The sequence below is a fragment of the Amphritea balenae genome (assembly GCF_003858655.1).
GTDB lineage: Bacteria > Pseudomonadota > Gammaproteobacteria > Pseudomonadales > Balneatricaceae > Amphritea > Amphritea balenae.
In genome coordinates, this window is sequence record NZ_RQXV01000001.1 from 287,049 (window position 1) to 309,430 (window position 22,382).

Here is a 22,382-nt window from a genome sequence, read left to right on the forward strand (position 1 = left end):
GTATTTAATCCTGACGCCCCAGCAACTTAGCCTGACGCCGCATCTGGAACATTGCAGCAATAACACCAATGGCCACAATAGCTATCATGATGGTTGCCAGCGCATTAACCTCAGGCGATACACCCAAACGAACCTTGGAGAAGATCACCATCGGCAACGTACTGTTGCCCGGCCCTGAAACGAAGCTGGCAATAACCAGATCATCCAATGACAGAGTAAATGATAGTAACCAACCGGATATAATAGCCGGCGCGATCAAAGGCAGAGTCACCAGAAAGAACAGCGATGAGGGTTTAGCACCCAGGTCCATTGCCGCTTCTTCTAAGGTTTCATCCATCTGTGATAGCCGCGACTGAACGATTACCGCCACATAAGCCATACAGAATGTCACATGGGCAATAATAATGGTGCCGGTACCCCGGCCTGACGGCCAGCCGATCAACCCTTCCATCGCAACAAACAACAGCAACAGCGACAGACCGGTAATTACTTCTGGCATCACCAGTGGTGCAGTAATCCAGCCCGAGAAAATCATCTTGCCACGAAACTTGCCAAAACGACTTAATACATAACCGGCCATCGTACCCAGTATTACCGCCACACTGGCACTGATAAAGGCTATTTTCAGACTCAGCAATGCAGCATCGATAATCTGTTCATTACGGAACAGCTCGCCGTACCATTTGAGTGACCAGCCACCCCAAACCGTCACCAGTTTAGACTTGTTAAAGCTATAAACGATCAGTGCGATCATTGGCGCATACAGGAAAATAAAACCCATAATTGCCGTTGTATTTAAGAATAATGAACGACGTTTCATAAGAGCGCCTCCCCTTTATCCTGACCATTAAGGATCAGCCCAGTGATAAGAGTGGTAGCACCCGTCTCTTTTAAAACAGTCATCGTAGTCAGTAAAAACAAGCCGAAAGCTGCCGTCGTATTACTCTTTATAATTGAAATCAATGAACGACATTTCATCAGACCGCCTCCTCTTTACCCTGACCATTACGGATCAACATGATTGGTAAGACCAGCACTACCAACATCACTATTGCTACAGCAGATGCCATCGGCCAATCCCGGTTGAGGAAGAACTCATCCCAGAGCACCCTACCTATCATCAGCGTATCCGAACCACCTAACAAGGCAGGTATGACAAACTCACCCACGGCAGGGATAAACACCAACACGCAACCCGCAATAATACCCGGAATCGCCATCGGAATAGTGATCAGAAAGAAGCTTGTTGCGGGCTTAGCACCCAGATCTTCTGCTGCTTCCAGCAGTGTCATATCCATCTTTTCCAGCGCACTGTAGAGCGGCAACACCATAAATGGCAGATAGGTATAGACTATGCCTATATAAACCGCGAAGTCGGTCTGCAGCATTGTCAGAGGCTGATCTATCACCCCGATACTCAACAGAAACTCATTCACCAGACCATTTTTCTTCAGGAAGCCCATCCAGGCATATACCCGTAATAGAAAAGAGGTCCAGAACGGCAGTATTACCAGTGATAACAACAGCGCACGGGTGGTCGGCTTACTACGGGCGATCAGATAGGCGATAGGAAAAGCAACCAACAAAGTAAAGAAGGTTGATACGCTGGCTATCTTAATCGAGCTCAGGTAAGCATCCAGGTAAAAGGTATCCTCAAACAGATAGAGGTAGTTACCCAGATTCAGCTTTAGATTAAGGTAAGCCTCTTCCAAGTCCCACTCTAACAGAGAGGTATAAGGCGGCACTGCAATCGCGGTCTCCGACAGGGAGATCTTAAATACCACCAGAAACGGGATAAAGAAAAATATACCTAGCCATAACGAGGGAACAGCAATAACACCGAACCGCCCCCAATTGACTTTGCTCAGGAAATTATACTTTGCCAGGCGTGAACCGGAGCCATCCACCCAGGCAGAACCTGTTTGAATACTCATGCTGTCAGTACCACGCTGCTGTCTACGGTCCATGAAAGATAAACCGGATCATTCCAGGTTAGTCGCTCACCCATATCACGGGACATATTAGGTTGCGTTACCCGCACTTCCTTACCGCTGGCCAACCGTACCCGGTAAACCGACAGGCTGCCCATATAGGCGATCTCTTCGATAATACCCTGAATACAGTTTTCATCCTGATCCGGCTTACGCTTACCGATTTTAATCTTCTCAGGACGCAGTGCCACAGACACTTTCTGGTTAGGTGCACAGCTGATGCCGTGGTTTACATACAGTACCGAACCTGCCTCTTTCGACTTGATACGAACACTGTCCGGCTGATCTTCAATTACCTTACCTTCAAACAGGTTTACCGAACCGACAAACTCTGCCACAAAACGACTATTCGGATATTCATAAACATCATGAGGCTCTGCCGTTTGTACTATGACACCATGATTCATGACACCGATCCGGGTCGCCAGCGTCATCGCCTCTTCCTGGTCATGGGTTACCACAACAAATGTCACACCCAACTCTTCCTGGATATTAATCAGTTCAAATTGCGTCTCTTCACGTAACTTTTTATCCAAGGCACCCAAGGGCTCATCTAACAAGAGTAATTTCGGACGCTTAACCAGTGAACGAGCCAGTGCAACACGCTGACGCTGACCACCTGAAAGCTGATGTGGTTTACGCTTACCAAGATGCCCCAGCTGCACCATATCCAGCATCTGAGCGACACGCTGTTTAACTTCAGAACGATCAATCCCTTCGCGCTTTAAACCAAAGGCAATATTATCTTCAACTGACAGATGCGGGAACAACGCATAGGACTGGAACATCATGTTCACAGGACGCTTCCACGGCTGAATACCTGCCATATCAACACCGTCAATCAGAATACGGCCGCTGGTTGGTGATTCAAAGCCTGCCAGCATACGCAGCAATGTACTTTTACCTGAACCTGAACCACCTAACAGACAAAACAGTTCATTCTTATAGATATCCAGTGAGATATTATCCACCGCGGTAAATTCACCAAAGTTCTTGGTGATGTTTTCGATCCGCAGAAATGGCTCCGCTCCATCCTGCTTCCACAGGGGCAGACTTGTAGCGTCAGCGGATGTAACAAGTGCAGCACCGCTTTGCTGATCAATGGTAGGAGTTGAAGTCATACTAAACCCTCGATACTTATTTTTATGATGAGTTCTTATAATGATTTTCTATGCTGAACTCTTAAGGCTAGCTTTGTGATAAGCGCTTGTGCCATGTGTTGCCGCCAGCTAAAAAACGAGCTTCAGTTAAGCTCTTTTAAATTATTCAAGAAGCCCTTGACCATCTCTTTGAGAGATGACTCCGTCCTATACCGGAGCTCAAAGGCTTGCTGAATAACTCAGCCAGCGAAAGCCTTTCGGCTTTCGCTGCAGGTCAGATTAACGACCGGTTTTGATACCTGTCCAGGCACGCGTCAACAGACGATCAAACTTAGCTGTATGTGCATTCTGAGTGAACAGGTTTTCTTTCACTGCATCAGATGGATAGATACCCGGATTGTTTAGCACCTCTTCCAGCACCATCGGCTCAGCCGCTTTATTCGCTACTGCATAATAAGCATAGTTTGAGATAGACGCGGCGCTTTCACCCTTAAGAATGAAATCGATCAGCTTATGCGCTGCTTCTTTATGGGGTGCATCGGAAGGTACCGCCAACAGATCAAACCACACCAGCGTTCCCTCTTTAGGGATTGAGTAACCTACATTGATACCCTGACCCGCTTCTTCAGCACGACCCTGAGCCTGCAGCACATCGCCGTTGTAGCCCAGAGCGACACAAGTATCACCATTTGCCAGATCAGAAATATAAGTAGAAGAGTTAAACTTACCGTAGCTGTCACGCACAGACTTAAGCAATGCAGTGGCCTGCTTCAGGTCAGCTTTTTTCTCAGAGTTAGGATCAAGTCCCAGATAGTTCAACGCGATAGAAACCACTTCCGCTGGGGAATCCAGCACGGTGATGCCACAATCTTTCAATTTAGCCGCAATCTCAGGCTTAAAGATCAGATCCAGTGTATCAACAGGCATCTCACCCAGACGTTCTTTCAGCATGTCAACGTTATAACCCAACCCGATCGTACCCCAGGCGTATGGCACGTTATGCTTATTACCATCATCGTGGCGCGCAATCTTCTCCATCAAGACAGTATCAAGGTTGCCGTAGTTGCTTAGCTGACCACGATCAATCTCTGCATAGATACCGGCCTGTACCTGACGCTCTAGGAATGAGCCGGTTGGTACAACAACATCGTAACCGGAACCACCTGACATCAGCTTAGCTTCCAGCACTTCGTTGGAATCATAAACGTCGTAGTTAACTTTGATACCGGTTTCAGCTGTGAATTTTTCCAGAATTTCAGGAGCGATATAGTCGGACCAGTTGTAGAAGTTTACAACCTGCTCTTCAGCAATTGCGGTAGTGGAAACAGAAACAGCAAGCGCTGTTGCAAGACCAAGTTTCTTCAGATTCATTGTTTTACTCCATTTCGGCGCTTATGAATGCTGCCAGCGTTGGCTGTCACATCCGGTTTAAGCTTTAACTCATTTGCTGCCGTTAACCGGCAATCTTCAGAGCTACATCTTTTTGTTGTTATTATCCTGGCTGCATCACTATTGTTGATTGCAGCGCTTAGGCCTTTCAGATAGCCGCTTACATGAAACGACTATCAAAAAATGTACGTTAACTCTCCTTGTCAGCTATATACCCCCCAATAGGTATTAGGGGATATTTATTAAATAACAATAACTTACAGAAGTCCTAAGTAGGACTCGTACTCAATATCAGAGATCCGCTCACTGATCTTGCGCTGCTCCTGACGCTTAGCTGCCGCAAATACCCGGACAAACTCCTCGCCCATGTACTGTTTCAGCACATCACTTTCAGCAAACATTTCAGTGGCAACATCCCACTTATTAGGCAGCACCAGCTCCTGATCGGCCTCTGTGTATGCATCCCCTTTAATCGCAGCAGGCGGCATCAGACGGTTCTCAATACCGTATAAGGCGCCTGCCAGAATCGCAGCCAACACCAGGTATGGGTTAGCATCGGCACCCGAAACCCGGTGTTCGATACGGCGAGCCACACAAGGACTTTCAGGAATACGGATGGCTACTGTACGGTTCTCATAACCCCAGCTGGCACAAGTCGGCGCATGCGCACCTGCCATGAAGCGGCGATAAGAGTTCATATGTGGCGCAAAGGTCAGCATGCTGTCAGCCATGGTATGCATTAGTCCGGCAACCGCATTCTTCAGAATATCGGTTCCTTCTTCACCGCCGTTATCAAAGACGTTATCACCCGCCTCATCCAACAAGCTGAAGTGCACATGGAAACCGTTACCACTCTTATCTGCATAAGGCTTCGCCATGAAGGTAGAGCTATAACCATGCTTACGGGAGATACCTTTAATCAGACGCTTGAAAAGAATTGCCTGATCACCTGCCAACATAGGATCAGGTACATGGTTCAGGTTAATCTCGAACTGACCCGGGCCTAATTCAGAAATAATGGTATCTGCTGGCACACCCTGAATTTCACAGGTTTCACGTACTTCAGCAAAGAAAGACGACAGACCATCCATCTCATCAATAGAGTAGCAGTCAGTTTCTGTCAGACGTCGGCCATGACCTTCAGCCAGCACCGGTGGGATCGGACGCTGAGTCTCATCGGACTCACCATCCATCAGATAAAATTCTAATTCCGTTGCCACAACAGGTGTCAGGCCGATCGCTTTAAAGCGCTTAACTACAGCCGATAGAACCTGTCGTGGATCTGCACCAAAAGGCGAACCATCCGGATTCGACATCATTGCCAGAATCTGATCACGTGGCGCTTCAGCCCAAGGTACAGGAATCGGCTGCTCTGTAACCGGCATACAAACGCCATCGCTATCACCCGTTTCAAATACCAGACCATTATCCAGCACGTCATCGCCCCAGAAATCGAATCCAAGAACCGAACGAGGCAACTTAACACCTTCCTCAAACACCTTGCCTGCAGCACTGGCTGGCAGACGTTTTCCACGCAGGTTTCCGTTCAGGTCGGTAATAAACAGGTCAAACTCTTTATCTTTATTAGATGTCATAAGATTCTCTCTAGAAATCTTTCCCACACGCTCTATAGGTATGGAATACAACTTGCTGTTGTAATCAGCATAGCTTAGTTAGTTAGCTCACTTAGGAAAGCTCAATTTGCTACTTTTGTGATCACAATCAACCACCCAATGTGATCACATTTCTTTATCTTGGTCAATATCGACTTTTTGTTAAAAAGTCGTGTAGCCTATTTAGTGATCGCATTACAATAGAAGAAAACAAGGCCAGAACCTAAAACGATTATGGACAAGAAATCTCCGATTGAGATAACACTAACTGAGCGTGATGACGCTGTAACTATCACCCAGTGGGTATACCAGACCCTGCGCAATGCCGTGATGTATGGCCAGATTTTGCCCGGACGGGCCCTTACCATTCGTGAATTAGCGGGTATTCTGGATGTCAGCCCGATGCCGGTTCGTGAGGCACTACGCCAGCTTGCTGCCGAAAATGCACTGGAGATCCAGGGCAACCGAAGAGTCATGGTGCCGAAGATGACTGCGATGAAATTTAACGAGCTTTGTGAAGCCCGTATCGCCATTGAATCCCATGCGTCTGCCCGTGCACTACCTTATATAGATACAGTTCAGCTAAATCACTTACGCGAGCTGGACAGCCTGATAGACCAGGCACAGGAGCAGGGAGATCACGAACAGATCAGCATCCTCAACCAGAATTTTCACCGCGCACTTTATAGCGCTAATCCACACCAGGTCACCCTGCCTTTGATAGAAAGCCTGTGGCTTCAGCTAGGTCCTTTCATGCGCCTGGCAACCAGTAAACTTGAAGAACATTATTTGATTGATCGCCACAATGAAGCGATGGCTGCCATCGAAAAGAAAGACGCGTTTGCCCTGCAACTAGCCATTACAGCAGATATCCGGGAAGGTATCGCATTTGCCGGCACACCTGAATTATTACAGTCATTTATTGAGCATTCGGGACAGTAAAGACCCTTCCCCCTCTACCTTCAAACTATCATTAAACAGAGTTTCATCCCTCTTTCGTCGCACCCTTGAAATGATTCAGATGGAAATATTTTCATCTGAATCAGTATTTTTTTTGTTGACTTTATAATTTTGTGATCACAAAATAATCCTCAAGGATCTTACATACGACCTCATCGTCGTCCTTTTTATGATCACATTTAAAACTCTCCGGGAAACTTTTATTCCGGATCAGGTTGGGAGAGAGTCAATGCTCGAAGATAACAACAATAGTTCCTCAATCACGGCAGATGTTCAGGCGATCGATGCTGATCACCATATGCACCCATTCACCAATACCGGCGCACTGAATAAAAAAGGCGCACGGGTCATCACTAAAGGTGAAGGTGTTTATCTGTGGGACAGTGAAGGCAATAAGATTCTCGACGGTATGGCAGGTCTGTGGTGTGTAAACATGGGCTACGGCCGTGAAGAGCTGATTGAAGCAGCTAACACCCAGATGAAAGAGCTGGCTTACTACAACACGTTCTTCCAAACCACTCACGCGCCAGCCGCTCAACTAGCCAAAGAGATTGCCAGCGTTACCCCTGGTGACCTGAACCATATCTTCTTTGCCAACTCAGGTTCAGAAGCGATCGATACAATTATCCGTATGGTGCGTCAGTACTGGTGCATTCAGGGTAAGCCGTACAAAAGCATTCTGATCAGCCGCGAAAACTCATATCACGGTTCTACTGTCGGTGGCACCAGCCTGGGCGGCATGTCTGGTATGCATAAACAAGGTGCGCCTCTAGTACCTAATATTGAGCGTATCCGTCAGCCATACTGGTACGGCGAAGCCGGCGATATGACTGAAGAAGAGTTCGGCGTGGCTTGTGCTAAAGCCCTTGAAGATAAAATTCTGGAAGTCGGTCCGGACAATGTTGCAGCATTTGTCGGTGAGCCTATTCAGGGTGCCGGCGGTGTGATTGTGCCACCTGCCAACTACTGGTCAGAGATTCAAAAGATCTGTGACAAATACGATATTCTTCTTGCAGCAGACGAAGTCATCTGTGGCTTTGGCCGCACCGGCAGCTGGTTTGGTAGCGAAACTCTGGGAATAAAGCCTGACATTATGTCTATGGCTAAAGGCCTGTCATCAGGCTACCTGCCAATCGCTGCTGTAGCTATCGGTGACCGTATCGCAAATGCCTTTATCGAACACGATGATGACTTTAACCACGGTTTCACCTATTCAGGCCATCCAGTTGCGGCAGCTGTTGCCATCGCCAACATTCAGCTGATGAAGAAAGAAAATATTATTGAACAGGTAGGCACTGATACCGGTCCTTACCTGCAGCAAAAACTGCGTGAAACTCTCGGCGATCATCCATTAGTTGGCCACATTGAAGGTGTTGGCCTGGTTGCTGGTATCGCACTGGTTAAAGATAAAAACACCAAAGAGCTGTTTGGTGATGATATTGATATCGGCATGATCTGCCGTGACCACTGCTTTGACAACGGCCTGATCATGCGTGCAGTAGGTAGTCGTATGGTTATGTCTCCGCCACTGGTTATCAGCCGTGCAGAGATCGACGAGTTATGCGAGAAGGCCCGTTTGTGCTTCGATCTGACACTTAAATCAGTTAGCTAAGACGTAGCTTAAAGCGTTACCCTGCGTAATCATTCACTATCGTTACGCAGTGATTGGCTGTCAGAAGGTCAGTTCTGATAGCCAATCCTTAGCCGGGCTGATTCGGTTTATACTGACAGCCGGGCTTCTTTTACTTTATAAGCTGTTTTTAACTTTAATTAGCTTATTTAACGTATTTTAATTAACCACAGCATCAGCCAGGAGGCAGACTATGCAAAGCAACCGCACACAGCAAGCTGCAACAGAAAACTGGCAAAAGGACCTTGCAGCACTGATTGATAATATCCGTCTACCGAGCTTTGGCGGTGTATTAGAAAAGTTTCTCGCCAGCCAGTGCCACTTTGACACAATGCTGATGGTGACCTTTAAGAAATCCCTCAGGCCAATCATTCTGCACCCGACAAATCCTGCAGAACAAAGCCTCACGCTACACAATTACATAAACCGGGCCTATATCCTCGACCCGCTATTCAATGCGATTCAGGAAGGTAATCTGGGCGAAGGCGTTAGTCGATTGATAGATATCGCGCCCGACTGCTTCGAAACCACAGAGTACTACCAGAGCTGTTACAAAGAGTTCGACCTGATTGATGAGATTAATCTGGTCATCGAGTTAGATAGCAAAGTCAGTTGTGCTATCTCATTGGGCCGTCGCATAAGCCGGGGTACTATTACCCGCGCGGAACTGACACGGCTAAATGACATATACCCTGTTATTCAGTCAATCATCCGTCAATTCTGGCTTTCCCAGTCACAGGACTATGTCAAATACGAGAAATCTGAAGGTGCCATGAAACAAGCCCTCAGTAGTTTTGGCAGCGGTGTTCTGACACCCCGCGAACAGCAGATTACCGGTCTGATTTTACAAGGTCATTCCTCAAAAGCGATCGCTAACATGCTGGAGATCAGCCTGGGTACCGTCAAGGTTCATCGTAAGAATATCCACACCCGCCTGAATACCTCAACTCAGTCAGAGATCTTCACCCTGTTCCTGGCGCACCTTAAAGAGCTGGAGCCTGCGGCAACTATTTAAGCAGTTCGCAAGGAATAGGCCGCTGTATCACCAAGCCAGAGAAAACCCTGAATCTGGTCAGGCATCTATACCTATTCGATGCTAAGGACCGGTTTACAGCATTAGGTCAGATTCGGCTTAACTCTCTACTTAGCGCACCTTATACTGACCTTGTTACCCATTCTGAGCGATATGCTATGCCCCAGATTCGTCATCTGTTACCACAGCTTTACTGTTTTTCTGTTGTTGCCCGGCACCGTAGTTTTACTCAGGCTGCAGAAGAATTGAGCATCTCCCAATCCGCTGTCAGTTACCAAATTAAGAAATTGGAAGATCAGCTGGGCTATACCTTGCTACTCAGAGAACCCCGCAAACCTATTCAGCTAACCAGCAAAGGGGAAACGCTACTGCACAGGTGTGAAGAGATCTATGCCCGGCTGGATAACACCATCGAAGAGATCAGCGGCAGTACGCTTAGCGGCGAGCTCAGCCTTACCAGTGATATCTGTTTTGGTACCGATGTTGTGGCCCCCGCACTCCCTTTTATTCAACAACGCTATCCTAAATTAGATATGCGATTGAATCTGACTGAGGCGTTTATACATCTTGATGATAGTGGTATCGACCTTGCTATCAGATCCCGAACCGATGATCCTGAGCTAGAGTATGAATTTCTCTGCAGTACCCGGATGTTACTGGTTGCTTCCCGCCAGTATATAAAAAGCCACAGCCCGATAAAAAAGCTGACTGACTTCTATCAACATCAGATTCTCTGTACAGGTGATGATGACTATGACTGGTTAACCCTGACCAATCAGGTTAGTGATCTGGACTGGCACAGGCTCAACAAACGCATGCGGATCAATAGTATCCAGGCTCTGAATCAGGCTGTAGTGGCTGATGCCGGTATCGCCTATGTTGCCTCTTACACTGTTGCGCAACAACTGGATGATAATGTGCTTGTCAGCCTGCTTGAATCCCAATTACCCGAACAGAGAATCAACTACTATCTCGCCTGGCCCTCCCGCAACAGGAGTAACCCAAAAATAAGCGCTTTCTCTCAGCAGTTGCATCACTATATCGCCCAATCCGACCTAAATTTGTTCCTAAATCCAGCGCAATAAAAAGGCCCGAAGAACAGGCCAAATACAGTAATTTTCCAATATAAAACCTGATCAGGGCTTAGAGGTACCAGTCATATTCCCGACTCTGAATGGCATTTTCAAAGGCATCTAGTTCTCCTTTACGCTGAGCACAGAATACCCTGACAAACTCCTCACCCAGATAGTGCATCAGCGGTTCAGAGTTTTCTGTCAATAAGAGGGCCGCTCTCAAATCCGTGGGCACCCCATCAGCCTCAAGGCAGATTTCCTGAACAGGTTCTGGTGGCTGCTGTTGCTGATCCAGGCCAAAATGAGCACCGGCCAACACCACGGCCATCGCCAGATAAGGGTTTGCATCGGCGCCGGCAACCCGGTGTTCAATGCGTCGATTGTCAGCATCTGACAGGGGTATCCGCACGGCAACCGAGCGATTCTCATACCCCCAGTTGGGCGTCAGCGGCGTATTATTACCGGGTTTTAAGCGGCGATATGAATTGAAGTTAGGCGCTAGAAAAGCCATTGAAGCAGGCATCAGCTCCAATAAACCTGAAACCATATGTAATAACTTACGGTCATCTTCCTGACTGAGCAGATTACTCCCCTGCTGATCATAGATACTGGTATGGAAATGAAAGCCATTACCGGACTGATCAAGGTAAGGTTTAGCCATAAAGCTGGCACGAACCCCTTGCTTCAGGGCAACACCCCGAACGATGCGTTTAAACAACACACACTGATCAGCCGCATCTAATACATCAGCATTATGGTGAAGATTGATCTCATACTGTCCCGGCCCCAGTTCAGCAGAAACCGGTCCGGTTATCACACCCTGCTCCTCACAACGCTGAATAATCTCCGATAACAGATCGCCGTAATCTGACAACCGTTCCAACGACAGTACCGCTATTCCATCTTCCCGGCTGCTCAAAGTACCGGACGGAGGCTTGGGATTACCGTTATTACTGGCTTGCAGATCAAACAGGTAAAACTCTAGCTCAAATGCCACGACCGGATGATAGCCATCGTCTTGCAGACTCTTCACTACCCGTTTCAGTACATGACGAGGCTCCCAGAACAGGTCCTGTCCTTCAACATCGGTAAAGCTAACCATCACCTGCGCACGGGGCTGTGACTCCCAACCAACATATTTCAACGTTCCCGGAATCAGGTTGATCGCCGCATCCGGATCACCATCATTAAAGCCATAACCCCGCGCAGGTACCGGAAAGCCCTTGCTGCACATCAGATGCATTGCGGCGGGCATTTTGCCTTTACCTGCAGCAAGCTTTTCCAGATCGCTAATCCCATAGCGCTTACCGAAAAATTTACCGGGCAGATCGACACTGATCAGATCAACTTCCCGAACCTCAGGGTATTGCTCACGAAAACGGTTTATCTCATTCAACATATTATTCAAAACAGTCACTGCCTCTATTATTTTCGTGATGCACCCAGTTTGTCACGCATCTGGTAATACCATGACCCCATAATCACCGCTGGCACTTTTAATAATTTACCTCCTGGCATCGGAATCTGGGGTATTTTTTCGAACACATCAAAGCGTTCTGCACTGCCGGCGACGGCCTCAGATAGTAAACGTCCCATAATATGGGTAGTCGTTACCCCGGTACCCGAATAACCATGAGCATAAAAAACATTAGAATTTTTTAAGCGCCCCACATCCGGCATCCGACTATAGGTAATGGCAAAATTGCCTCCCCAACTGTATTCAATGCGGGTATTTTTCAACTGTGGGAACACCTTTACCATATTATCTCGCAAACGTCCGGCAATATTAGCGGGCTCTTTGCCGCCATAAAAACTCTTACCGCCGAACAGCAACCTGCGATCTGCAGTAAGACGATAGTAATCGAGAATATAGTTCCAGTCGCAATAGCCATAGTCTTTACGAATAATATCCTTAGCAACGGCTTCAGGTAACTGCTCAGTGGTGACTATAAAACTGCTTACCGGCACCAGCTTGCTTTCCATCTCCGGTACTAATCCGCCCATATACGCATTCCCCGAGAGCACTACATATTTAGCGCTCACAACACCTTTTTCAGTATGAACCTTCGGCGTCATACTCTTATCGATCCGGGTGACTCTGGAGTTTTCGAAGATCTTTCCACCCAGTTGAAGCAGACCTCTGGCCTCCCCCCGCGCAAGGTTTAGCGGATGCAGGTGAGCACCGTTAGGATCATAATAGGTGCCCAGGTAGTTATTACTGCCAACCATCTCATGCACTGCACCCAGCCCCCGGTTTACGCTAATATCATCATGCCCGCAGCGAGCCCAGACTTCCTGTTCATGTTCCATCGCTTTCAGCTGTCGTTCGGACGTCGCCAGTCCCGCATGACCTTCCTTAAGATCACACTGAATATCAAACTCCGCGATATGATCCCGAATGATCTGACAACCCTCCAACACAAAGTTGAGATAATGCCGGGTATCCTCCAGACCGAAACGCTGCTCCATCATCCCGATACCGTTGTTATAACCAATGATGGCCTGCCCGCCATTGCGCCCGGATGCACCCCAGCCAACCTTGTCACCCTCTAGCAGGATAACTTTGTAGCCCCGCTTTAGCAGATGAATAGCGGTAGATAGTCCGGTAAAGCCTGCGCCAACCACGCAGACATCACACTCTTGCTCTCCAACCAGCTGGGGTAAATCGAACTCAGAGTTCAGAGTACTGGTGTAATAGGAATCAACGTAAGAAGGGTTGCTCATAGCTTAAGTCCGCATCAATTACTTGTTGTTATAAGACCTACTATGAGCTCAGTTTTAAAATAAGTGAAATACAGATATTTAATGCAAGCATCTAATTTTTAGATACCTTAATCTCTTCAGCAATCGAATAATCTCAACCATAAAAAAACGCGCCTTAAGCTATAAACCTAAGGCGCGTTTTCTAACTGAAGCTTGTATCCGCTATCTGTTACAACCGAATCAGTACATTCTTAATATCGGTGTACTTCTCTAACGCGTGTAGCGATTTATCACGCCCATTACCTGACGCTTTAACACCGCCGAAAGGCACTGTACTGTCACCTTCACCCCAGGTATTAACCCATACCATACCGCTTTCTATTTTACGGCTGACACGGTGGGCACGGGAAAGGTTCTGAGTCCAGACAGCAGCACCCAGACCGTACTGAGAGTCATTCGCCAGGGCAATCGCTTCCTCTTCAGTTTCGAACTCGCATACCGCCAGTACCGGACCAAAGATCTCCTCTTTCACAAAGGTCATACCGTTGTGTGCGCCATCAACAATCGTTGGCTTAGCATAAAAACCTTCACCTTCTTTATATTCCGGCGCACCACCCATGATGACCTGACCACCTTCCTCCTCAGCGGAGCGGATATAACGATCAACGGTAGCTAACTGAGTACCATCAACCATCGGCCCCATTGTCGTGGCAGGATCCAGCGGATCACCCGGTTGATAAGTGGCTGCCGCTTCAACCAATGCAGCAACAAATTCCTCTTTAATGCTCTTATCAACATAGAGACGGGAACAAGCGATACAGACTTCACCCTGATTGCAGAAGATCGCCGCAGCAGACGCTGATGCCGCCGCTTTAATATCGGCATCGGCAAATACCAGATTCGGCGATTTACCACCCGCTTCCAGCCAAACCCGCTTCATGTTGGATTCACCGGCATAGCCCATCAGCATACCGGCCACCTTTGTAGAACCGGTGAACGCCAGCACATTAACATCCATATGCAGCGCCAGTGCTTTACCGGCGGTATGACCAAAGCCAGGCAGTACGTTAAGCACACCCGCCGGTATTCCTGCTTCAACCGCTAACTCAGCCAGGCGAAGTGCACTCAGCGATGCTTTTTCTGATGGTTTAAGCACCACAGAGTTACCTGCAGCCAGCGCCGGAGCAATCTTCCAGCTCACCATCATCAATGGATAGTTCCAGGGCGTAATGGCACCGACGACACCCACCGGCGAATGATGAATCATCGCCAGGGTATCGTGCCCGGTAGGTGCAATTTCACCATAAACTTTATCGATAGATTCCGCCGTCCAGCGGAAGCAATCGATCGCATCCGGGACATCAATATTCACCATCTCGGAGATAGACTTACCCATATCCAGGGTATCCAGCAGGGCGAACTCATCTTTATGTTGTTCGATGAGGTCAGCCCACTTCAGCATAATCTGTTTACGGGTACGAGGATGCATTTCTGACCAGACGCCGGACTTAAATACTTCGCGAGCATTAGCAACAGCGATATTCACATCGGCTTCATCGCAACTGGCAACATCTGTCAGCAACTTCTCTGTCGATGGATTAATACTCGGGAAGGTCTCACCGCTAACGGCGGACTGAAACTGACCGTTGATAAAGGCCTGCCCCTTTAAGTTAAGAGTTTCACTCTGGGCTTTCCATTCAGAATAGCTTTTCATCTGTTTTGTTCTCCGCATTCTGGATCAGACAACCGCTTCATGAACAGCGACCGCCTTATAGCATTTGTGCCAGTGTATGCCGCTGCATCGATGCCCCTCTATATACCTGAAGGGGTAGCCTGGGGAACCTCCAAACAAGTCCTTACTGCCTCTGCAAGGGCCTGAAGTATTTGAACTTCAGCTGTAATCTGCGGGTATTGGCGCCATTCATAGCAAAGGTTGAAACAACGAAGTAGTGAACTTCAGGCCTTGCCCAACGGGGATTTCAGCTTGATCCGTACTCTGCGTTGTAGCTTCTTGCAAGGTATAAACATTCCGGCAAAGCTCCGCCTTGATTACGAACCAAGCTGAAAACCAGAAGCTGGTAAGGACTTATTCGCAGGCTCCCTGGCAATCAATTTCGCAGCATTATCAATTCTGTCTACCTACCGGGATATACCTACCCGTGGGTATATCCCGGCAAAGGCTATTTTCCTGAGAATGAGATGCTCAATAAAAACAATGACAGGGGAAATCGATGAAAAAAATTCTTACTGGCCTGGTCGCTGCCATGGCTCTGACAACGACTGTTCAAGCAGCTGAATTTTCGGCAACTATCACCGCAACCAGTGACTACCGTTTCCGTGGTATTTCTCAGACTATGAGCGATCCGGCACTACAAGGCAGCATTGACGTAGCTTTTGAAAATGGTGCATACATAGGCGCATGGGCCACTAATGTTGATTTTGATGATGATGCAGATTCTGAGATCGATTACTACGCAGGCTATTACAATGACATCAACGATGACATGGCCTATGACATCATGCTGGCATACTACACCTACCAGGGCTACAGCTCTGCCGATGACAGTGATTACCTGGAGCTGATGGGTAGCCTGTATTACGGTGATATTACCCTGGGTTACGCCTATGCCAATGACTACATTAACTCCGGCGATGACTACAGCTACATCAGTGCTGATTACAGCTACGGTCTGAGCGAAGAAGTAAGCCTGGATCTGCATGCTGGCCACTCTTTTGGTGATGCCGCTGACAGTTATGAAGACTACTCTGTTGGACTTTCTACCAGCTTTGAAATGTTAGATGTTTCAGTCGCATACCTGTTCAATGATATCGATGGCCCTACTACTGATAACTTAGACGACAACACAGTCGTGCTTTCAATCTCAACTACTTTCTAAGCTTTACTGAAAGACTAACAGGTATGTACTAGTCCCCCTTCTACTACCTGAACAGGCCAGCTGCAGTCTCTGCACTGGCCTTTTTTAACCTTTTTTATCTGTACTTTTTATTCCTTTTTTATCTGTTCAGGCAGTAGTAAACTCGCGGTTTAGTTAATACTTCTCTCTGAGGCACGGATGTCAGCTGCACTTCTCTCACTCTTTATCCCTACCTTCTTCTTTGTCTCGATTACACCGGGGATGTGTATGACACTGGCGCTGAGCCTGGGCATGTCTGTGGGCGTTCGACGCAGCTTGCATATGATGTGGGGAGAACTGATCGGTGTAGGTCTGGTTGCCGCTGCAGCCGCTCTGGGTGTCGCTGCACTGATGCTGCAATTCCCAGAAGCATTTATCTTCCTCAAGCTAGGTGGCGGAGCTTACCTGGGCTGGCTGGGCATTCAGATGTGGCAGTCCAAAGGTAAGCTGGTTATGCCTGAGCCCGGAGCCGAAGTTCAGGTGCAGGGCAATCGCCAGTTAGCACTAAATGGCTTTATCACAGCAATTGCCAACCCTAAAGGCTGGGCATTCTTTGTTACCCTGCTGCCCCCCTTTCTCGATCAGTCACAACCGCTTGCACCTCAGCTGAGTCTGTTAGTTGCGATGATCCTGACCATAGAATTCAGCTGTTTGTTAATCTATGCCAGTGGCGGTAAAGCCCTGCGCCATCTGTTAATGGATCGTGGTAATGTAAAGCTGATGAACCGTATTGCCGGCTCACTGATGATAGGTGTAGGTGTATGGCTGGCACTGGGCTAACTCATTTTGTAGCGTAGGAGTAAGGATGACAATTGAACCCCAGCATAAGACAACCGTATCGCTGGTACTGGGTAGCGGTGGCGCCCGGGGCTTAGCTCACATAGGCATTATTCAGTGGTTAGAAGAACAGGGCTACCAGATCCGTTCGATATCAGGCTGTTCCATAGGCGCACTGGTCGGCGGTATCTATGCCGCAGGCAAACTGGACGAATATGAAGCCTGGGTAAGGGCCATTGGCCGTTTGGATATCGTCCATCTGCTGGATCTGTCCTGGAGCAACAGCGGTCTGATCAAGGGTGATAAGATTATTAACACTCTGACTGAACTGGTCGGCGATACCGATATTGAACAACTGCCCATCAGCTTCACTGCGGTAGCCGCCAATATCGATGATAATAAAGAGGTCTGGCTGGACAAAGGTTCGCTGTTTGATGCGATTCGGGCATCTATCTCCCTGCCCCTGTTATTTACACCGGTACTGTTAAACGGTGACAGGCTCATCGATGGCGGTGTACTCAACCCTGTACCTATCGCACCGACATTTAGTGATCAGAATGACCTGACCATTGCGGTCAACCTCTCAGGTGAACCGGTGAAAGTTGGAAGCTGCCCGATACCCGTGTCACAAGACCGTCCCGAATCAATGCCACTGCATCAGCGTATCAGTAGCTATATCAGTGATCTGACAGGTTCTGTATCCAAGCGCAGCAGTTTCGACTGGGAAGCCTATGACATAGCCCATCAGGCATTTGATGCGATGCAAACCACTATTGCACGCCAAAAACTGGCAGCCTATCCACCAGATTTGAGCATCGACATCCCTCGCAATGTTTGCAGCACACTGGAGTTTCACCGGGCTGCAGAGTTAATTGAACTGGGCTATCAGGCTGCGGCCAAGAACATTCCAGCAAGAACCTAATGGCGACGAGGGATCGGGCCTACCGGAAAGTACTTGCCCGGACTTTCTTCATCGTTATAGAGAATAAAGTCTTCCCAGCTGAGTACATCCCACACCAAATGTTTTGCATAGGTGGGCGGCACCCGATAGGTTGTATTACTCAGGCGCTCCGCCTGGTAACTATCATCCGGTGGGTTGAGCACAATCTTAGCCAGCTCCTTAGGGCTCCAGCTATAGTTTTGCCTGGCCATACCATAGGCTTTTGCGATCTCATTCTCCCGATATGAAGGAGAGATCAATGACAAGGTTCTGCATTGCGACAGCCCTTCAATACAGTAATGCCCCCATTCAGATCGATAATATAATTTTTAATAGCATATCCATTCTGTAGCTGCGCGCACCCAACTAACAGAAAACTTAAGCTAAGACTAAAAAATCATAAACTCAAAAACTGCTCGCTTGTTTCATCATCAGATCCTAAAATACTCTAGTTTCCTGATTAGCCGCCGATTAATTGAAATAGAAGTTTCGTACGCTAATCACGTACTACAGTAAAAGGAACGTAGATTCAGATCATCTGGAGCGGTAATGGATCACCCAGCTAAATTCACCTATCAGGCATTAGAAAGCAGAACTAAAGCATTATCCATCGCTTTAGGTTTCAGAGATCGATCCACACAGGAGCATTCTGACCGGGTCCAGGATCTGGCCACTGAGCTAGGTATCGCAGCAGGACTGTCTGAGGGTGAAATCAGCGCGTTACGCATCAGTTCGAAATTCCATGACATTGGTAAGATCGGCATCCCTGACCATATCCTGATGAAACCGGGCAAACTGGATGACGATGACTGGGAAATAATGCACAAGCACCCGGCGATTGGGGAACAAATCGTACTCTCCACTGAACTGGATGGCGCCTCGCAAACCGCACATATCATTCGCCATCACCATGAGCATATAGACGGCAGTGGCTATCCCGACGGTGTCAGCGGAGAAAATATCCCTATCGGAGCCCGTATTATCAGCATTGTCGATAGTTATGATGCGATGGCCTATACCCGAGCCTATCACCGGGGCCGCAGCCATAGCCAGATTATAGAAATTTTAGAATCTGAAACCGGCATCAAGCACGATCCAGATCTAATGCGGCACTTTCATAAATGTATTAAGCGCAGTGACTTTCGTGTCAGATAGCAAGCATGTGAGATAGCTGGCGTTAAATAACGGCTGTGTTAAGTAGCCGATAGCACACTCAGCAACTCTCGAGTTCAATAGCTTTCAGGTTAGCCCCTTCCGTATGCAATAACATTCATTTGAAGCACGCCAGCATCCCTTCTAAGCTGTATGAGTGTAAAGAGGAGCTTACAATGACATCTCAACATACTGATATGGCCGTATTCGGTAGCATCGGCCTGGCAATTGTTTTAACGCTAACGCCTGTAATGATCCCCCAGGCGACAGGACTGGATATAGGCAGTTACGCAATCGCTAAAGGTGGCGAAGGAGGCAATGGCGGCGGAAATGGTCATGGCGGTGGCAAAGGCCATGGCGCAGCTGACTTTTCTTGGGATAGTCACGGTAAAAGCAACGGACTAGGCCATAGCAAAGGACATGGTGCGGGACATAGCAAAGGCTTAGGCAATAACCACGGCGCAGTTGCATCCAGTTTAGGCCGGTTGAATGCTGCCCACGCATCGGCAACAGCCCGTGCCAACGCAGCCCCCCATTCTGCAGTAGGACTTATCGCTCAATATGAAGCCTCAATCACTGCAGCCCATGCGGCTGAATCAGAGGAAGAACGTACTCAACATGAATTAGAGGCGATGGGATTTCTCGGACAGGCTGCTAATAAAGAACTGAATACCGAAGTAATAGAAGCAGTTAATGAATTACTTGATCTTGCTGAAGAAGTCAGCGAAGATACCGACGATGGCAGTACAGATGAAGAAACTGGCGAAGAACAAAGCTAATCTAAACTGGCGTTAGTTTTTCGTGAAATACTACATAGCATCTGAGTACGATATCCGGGATTTATTATCCTGACTCAATAGTCCCGGATCATCTTCAGAGCCCTCCAGTCCAGCTCAAGTTCATTAAGCAGCAACTCCTGACGGGTAAAACGCAGGAACGCCTGCTCTGTTCTTGCTCCCCAAATTCCATCTTCAATACCGGCCTTATAGCCGATCGTATTCAAGCGTTGTTGGATAAACTGCGCTGTTGGGCGATCGACTTTGGCTCCCCGATAACGCATCTGATTCATCGCCAACCGGCGCTGCTCATCACTGCTTCGCCGTAGCATTCGGGTTTGTAACGGTATCGCCTCAGATATTCCTTTTTTACGTGCCACAGAAAACCAGTACCAGGCAGCACCCGGCTGAGGTTTTACCCCCAACCCTTTAGCATATGCCACTCCGAGATCATAACTGGATTGCCTGTGCCCCAGATCCCCGGCACGATTTAATAAAAAGGCCGCCCAGACACTGTTTTTCGGTACCCCTTTGCCATTCAGGTATAGCACTGAAAGCTGATAAAGTGCGGCGGGATGGTCTTTACGAGCGGCCAGATCAAGCCAGTCAGCCGCTTCGTTATAATCCGTAGCGACTCCCCGGCCGGTAACATATGACATACCGACCATATAGGCCCCATCAACCGAACCATATTTAGCTGACTCTTTGAATAGCTGCACACCTAGCTGATAATCCTGAGCCTGCCCCCGCCCTTGTGTAGCATCCATACCCTGCTGATAAATCATTCTGGCCTGCTGCCGGTCTTCATGCACTCTGGGACCTTCCTGATAACCAAATCCGGAAAATCCACTACAGCCAGACAGCACAACGGTTAACATCAGAATAGCTAGTTTAACGGCCCTGAATTTATCCCTTATCATCCTGTTCCCCCCCCATCTTACATTCACGAAGTATAGGATAAATTAGGGACAAACAACGGGCTACAGAGCGAATAAATAAAAGCCGAGCGCGATGCTTGTCCGATCATTACATTTGTCCGAACGCTTCGCTTGTCCGAACGTTGCAAAGCAACTTGTCCGCTAAGGACAAAAAGACAAAAGCTATTAACCACAGAAAACCGCAAGATATTAACCACAGAGGGCACAGAGCACACGGAGGTTAGAAAAACAAAGAACATAGAAAGAGAACAGAGTGCTCGAGCTTCAGACAAGCAAAGCTTTCTCCGTACCTAGGCCCGTCTTTATTTGCCTTTCTCTGAGTCCTTAGCATGCCCCCTTGGGTACTGTGTTCTCCGTGGTAAAACCAAAAGATATTAACCACAGAGGACACAGAGAACACGGAGGTTAGAAAAACAAAGAACATAGAAAGAGAACAGAGTGCCCGAGCTTCGACAAGCGAAACGCTCTAAGACCTCAGCTCCCGGCTTTATTTGCCTTTCTCTGAGTCCTTAGCATGCCCCCTTGGGTACTGTGTTCTCCGTGGTAAAACCAAAAGCTATTAACCACAGAGGGCACAGAGAACACGGAGGAAAAAATCCAAGAATATAGAAGATAACCAAACAAAACCGCCTTTTCGGGGCTAGAACAAACGCAGCACTCGCAGTACTTCATACCCTGTTTAATCGCTCTTCTCAGTGTGCTCTGTGTTCACTGTGGTGAAACAAAAAGACGTTAATCAGGAATCAACTCACCAATTACATTACTAACCGGCTTCACTCCAGACCAGATATCCAGCTCTAAGTCCTCGGGCAAATCGGTAGGCCCTCCGCTGCTGACTTTGGCTGATACTTCTTCAATTGGAAAGGCAAACACCGCCGTCACCCGCATCTCCTTTTCTGTAGGCGGACGCGCTTCCTGTGACCGACCAGCACTATACTTATCTAACAAAGCATCCAATACAGCCCGTTTTTCAGTCGGCTCTTCTACTAAACGGCCTTTACCAAACAGAACGATAGAACGGAAGTTGACTGAATGTTCATATGCGGAGCGGGCGAATACCAGACCATCCAGAATGCACAAGGTTATGCAGGCTGTCTGACCCTTTATAACCTGCTGGAACAGACCATTTTTAACCGAACCATGAACAAATAACTCATCACCTACCCGCCAGTGTGAACTTGGCTGTACCAGTGCCTGACCATCAACAGAGACGCCAATATTACACACCCAGGCTTCATCGATAATACTGTTAACTAACGTCCTGTCATAACTGGCCTTCTTACGGCCACGCTTAACCCGACTGCGTTCTGTCACTTCAATTTCGCTCACAACGACTCTCACTTATGATTTGCTATGGCGCTAGATTAGACCGTATAGTGGATCTTAATAAGA

At 47.9% G+C, this 22,382-nt stretch carries 20 protein-coding genes; 9 read left to right on the plus strand and 11 right to left on the minus strand.

Annotation, left to right across the window (positions count from 1 at the left end):
* Positions 1 to 4: 4 nt before the first annotated feature.
* The 5 genes from EHS89_RS01440 to EHS89_RS01460 form a co-directional block, all read right to left on the minus strand.
* A complete protein-coding gene (locus EHS89_RS01440; protein WP_124924326.1) occupies positions 5 to 820 on the minus strand; it encodes an ABC transporter permease subunit in 816 nt (271 codons plus the stop codon).
* A gap of 157 nt (positions 821 to 977) precedes the next feature.
* Positions 978 to 1,934: an ABC transporter permease subunit gene (locus EHS89_RS01445; RefSeq protein ID WP_124924890.1), complete on the minus strand. Its 957-nt coding sequence runs from the start codon at positions 1,932 to 1,934 to the stop codon at positions 978 to 980.
* Positions 1,931 to 3,112, minus strand: a complete 1,182-nt coding sequence (locus EHS89_RS01450; RefSeq protein ID WP_124924327.1) for an ABC transporter ATP-binding protein — start codon at positions 3,110 to 3,112, stop codon at positions 1,931 to 1,933. Before EHS89_RS01450 ends, EHS89_RS01445 begins: the two co-directional genes overlap by 4 nt.
* Before the next feature lie 258 nt (positions 3,113 to 3,370).
* Positions 3,371 to 4,462, minus strand: a complete 1,092-nt coding sequence (locus tag EHS89_RS01455; RefSeq protein ID WP_124924328.1) for a polyamine ABC transporter substrate-binding protein — start codon at positions 4,460 to 4,462, stop codon at positions 3,371 to 3,373.
* 275 nt (positions 4,463 to 4,737) lie between these two features.
* Positions 4,738 to 6,075 (minus strand): glutamine synthetase family protein, encoded by a 1,338-nt coding sequence (locus tag EHS89_RS01460; protein ID WP_124924329.1) that lies wholly within the window; start codon positions 6,073 to 6,075, stop codon positions 4,738 to 4,740.
* A 252-nt stretch (positions 6,076 to 6,327) separates the two neighbouring features.
* Here EHS89_RS01460 and EHS89_RS01465 point away from each other — a divergent pair, with 252 nt between their 5' ends.
* The 4 genes from EHS89_RS01465 (at position 6,328) to EHS89_RS01480 (ending at position 10,801) form a co-directional block, all read left to right on the plus strand.
* Positions 6,328 to 7,035 carry a GntR family transcriptional regulator gene (locus EHS89_RS01465; RefSeq protein ID WP_124924330.1) on the plus strand — a complete coding sequence of 236 codons (708 nt, stop codon included), beginning with the start codon at positions 6,328 to 6,330 and terminating at the stop codon, positions 7,033 to 7,035.
* Between the two features lie 247 nt (positions 7,036 to 7,282).
* A complete protein-coding gene (locus tag EHS89_RS01470) occupies positions 7,283 to 8,665 on the plus strand; it encodes an aspartate aminotransferase family protein (protein WP_124924331.1) in 1,383 nt (460 codons plus the stop codon).
* 211 nt (positions 8,666 to 8,876) lie between these two features.
* Entirely contained in the window at positions 8,877 to 9,698 is an 822-nt protein-coding gene (locus EHS89_RS01475; RefSeq protein WP_124924332.1) for a LuxR C-terminal-related transcriptional regulator, read from the plus strand.
* Positions 9,699 to 9,874: 176 nt separating this feature from the next.
* Positions 9,875 to 10,801, plus strand: coding sequence for a LysR family transcriptional regulator (locus EHS89_RS01480; RefSeq protein ID WP_124924333.1), 927 nt, complete (start codon positions 9,875 to 9,877; stop codon positions 10,799 to 10,801).
* A gap of 58 nt (positions 10,802 to 10,859) precedes the next feature.
* Here the strand turns inward: EHS89_RS01480 and EHS89_RS01485 are convergent, their stop codons facing one another.
* The 3 genes from EHS89_RS01485 to EHS89_RS01495 form a co-directional block, all read right to left on the minus strand.
* A complete protein-coding gene (locus tag EHS89_RS01485; protein ID WP_229753553.1) occupies positions 10,860 to 12,188 on the minus strand; it encodes a glutamine synthetase family protein in 1,329 nt (442 codons plus the stop codon).
* Between the two features lie 26 nt (positions 12,189 to 12,214).
* Positions 12,215 to 13,513, minus strand: coding sequence for an NAD(P)/FAD-dependent oxidoreductase (locus tag EHS89_RS01490; RefSeq protein ID WP_124924335.1), 1,299 nt, complete (start codon positions 13,511 to 13,513; stop codon positions 12,215 to 12,217).
* Positions 13,514 to 13,721: 208 nt separating this feature from the next.
* Positions 13,722 to 15,206, minus strand: coding sequence for an aldehyde dehydrogenase (locus EHS89_RS01495; RefSeq protein WP_124924336.1), 1,485 nt, complete (start codon positions 15,204 to 15,206; stop codon positions 13,722 to 13,724).
* Positions 15,207 to 15,723: 517 nt separating this feature from the next.
* On the opposite strand from EHS89_RS01495, the gene EHS89_RS01500 reads away from it, so the two are divergent.
* The 3 genes from EHS89_RS01500 (at position 15,724) to EHS89_RS01510 (ending at position 18,106) form a co-directional block, all read left to right on the plus strand.
* Complete coding sequence (locus EHS89_RS01500; protein WP_124924337.1) at positions 15,724 to 16,389, plus strand: TorF family putative porin; 666 nt, start codon at positions 15,724 to 15,726, stop codon at positions 16,387 to 16,389.
* 177 nt (positions 16,390 to 16,566) lie between these two features.
* Positions 16,567 to 17,187, plus strand: coding sequence for a LysE family translocator (locus tag EHS89_RS01505; protein WP_124924338.1), 621 nt, complete (start codon positions 16,567 to 16,569; stop codon positions 17,185 to 17,187).
* A 25-nt stretch (positions 17,188 to 17,212) separates the two neighbouring features.
* Positions 17,213 to 18,106, plus strand: coding sequence for a patatin-like phospholipase family protein (locus EHS89_RS01510; protein ID WP_124924339.1), 894 nt, complete (start codon positions 17,213 to 17,215; stop codon positions 18,104 to 18,106).
* Here the strand turns inward: EHS89_RS01510 and EHS89_RS01515 are convergent.
* Positions 18,103 to 18,384, minus strand: coding sequence for a hypothetical protein (locus EHS89_RS01515; RefSeq protein WP_124924340.1), 282 nt, complete (start codon positions 18,382 to 18,384; stop codon positions 18,103 to 18,105). The genes EHS89_RS01510 and EHS89_RS01515 overlap by 4 nt on opposite strands.
* Before the next feature lie 289 nt (positions 18,385 to 18,673).
* On the opposite strand from EHS89_RS01515, the gene EHS89_RS01520 reads away from it, so the two are divergent.
* Both EHS89_RS01520 and EHS89_RS01525 read left to right on the plus strand, forming a co-directional pair.
* Positions 18,674 to 19,279 carry an HD-GYP domain-containing protein gene (locus tag EHS89_RS01520; RefSeq protein ID WP_124924341.1) on the plus strand — a complete coding sequence of 202 codons (606 nt, stop codon included), beginning with the start codon at positions 18,674 to 18,676 and terminating at the stop codon, positions 19,277 to 19,279.
* A gap of 173 nt (positions 19,280 to 19,452) precedes the next feature.
* The gene (locus EHS89_RS01525) at positions 19,453 to 20,055 is read left to right on the plus strand and encodes a hypothetical protein (protein ID WP_124924342.1); all 603 of its coding nucleotides are present in this window, start codon (positions 19,453 to 19,455) and stop codon (positions 20,053 to 20,055) included.
* A gap of 74 nt (positions 20,056 to 20,129) precedes the next feature.
* Here EHS89_RS01525 and EHS89_RS01530 read toward each other — a convergent pair whose 3' ends face one another.
* Both EHS89_RS01530 and EHS89_RS01535 read right to left on the minus strand, forming a co-directional pair.
* Entirely contained in the window at positions 20,130 to 20,972 is an 843-nt protein-coding gene (locus EHS89_RS01530; protein WP_124924343.1) for a tetratricopeptide repeat protein, read from the minus strand.
* Between the two features lie 750 nt (positions 20,973 to 21,722).
* Complete coding sequence (locus EHS89_RS01535; RefSeq protein ID WP_229753509.1) at positions 21,723 to 22,319, minus strand: pyridoxamine 5'-phosphate oxidase family protein; 597 nt, start codon at positions 22,317 to 22,319, stop codon at positions 21,723 to 21,725.
* Positions 22,320 to 22,382: the final 63 nt, after the last annotated feature.

Coding starts and splice junctions, on each gene's coding strand:
- EHS89_RS01500 (WP_124924337.1), top strand. CDS start 15,724: ATGAAAAAAATTCTTACTGGCCTGGTCGCTGCCATGGCTCTGACAACG.
- EHS89_RS01525 (WP_124924342.1), top strand. CDS start 19,453: ATGACATCTCAACATACTGATATGGCCGTATTCGGTAGCATCGGCCTG.
- EHS89_RS01440 (WP_124924326.1), bottom strand. CDS start 820: ATGAAACGTCGTTCATTATTCTTAAATACAACGGCAATTATGGGTTTT.
- EHS89_RS01510 (WP_124924339.1), top strand. CDS start 17,213: ATGACAATTGAACCCCAGCATAAGACAACCGTATCGCTGGTACTGGGT.
- EHS89_RS01530 (WP_124924343.1), bottom strand. CDS start 20,972: ATGATAAGGGATAAATTCAGGGCCGTTAAACTAGCTATTCTGATGTTA.
- EHS89_RS01455 (WP_124924328.1), bottom strand. CDS start 4,462: ATGAATCTGAAGAAACTTGGTCTTGCAACAGCGCTTGCTGTTTCTGTT.
- EHS89_RS01480 (WP_124924333.1), top strand. CDS start 9,875: ATGCCCCAGATTCGTCATCTGTTACCACAGCTTTACTGTTTTTCTGTT.
- EHS89_RS01465 (WP_124924330.1), top strand. CDS start 6,328: ATGGACAAGAAATCTCCGATTGAGATAACACTAACTGAGCGTGATGAC.
- EHS89_RS01460 (WP_124924329.1), bottom strand. CDS start 6,075: ATGACATCTAATAAAGATAAAGAGTTTGACCTGTTTATTACCGACCTG.
- EHS89_RS01495 (WP_124924336.1), bottom strand. CDS start 15,206: ATGAAAAGCTATTCTGAATGGAAAGCCCAGAGTGAAACTCTTAACTTA.
- EHS89_RS01505 (WP_124924338.1), top strand. CDS start 16,567: ATGTCAGCTGCACTTCTCTCACTCTTTATCCCTACCTTCTTCTTTGTC.
- EHS89_RS01445 (WP_124924890.1), bottom strand. CDS start 1,934: ATGAGTATTCAAACAGGTTCTGCCTGGGTGGATGGCTCCGGTTCACGC.
- EHS89_RS01520 (WP_124924341.1), top strand. CDS start 18,674: ATGGATCACCCAGCTAAATTCACCTATCAGGCATTAGAAAGCAGAACT.
- EHS89_RS01490 (WP_124924335.1), bottom strand. CDS start 13,513: ATGAGCAACCCTTCTTACGTTGATTCCTATTACACCAGTACTCTGAAC.
- EHS89_RS01485 (WP_229753553.1), bottom strand. CDS start 12,188: ATGTTGAATGAGATAAACCGTTTTCGTGAGCAATACCCTGAGGTTCGG.
- EHS89_RS01475 (WP_124924332.1), top strand. CDS start 8,877: ATGCAAAGCAACCGCACACAGCAAGCTGCAACAGAAAACTGGCAAAAG.
- EHS89_RS01470 (WP_124924331.1), top strand. CDS start 7,283: ATGCTCGAAGATAACAACAATAGTTCCTCAATCACGGCAGATGTTCAG.
- EHS89_RS01450 (WP_124924327.1), bottom strand. CDS start 3,112: ATGACTTCAACTCCTACCATTGATCAGCAAAGCGGTGCTGCACTTGTT.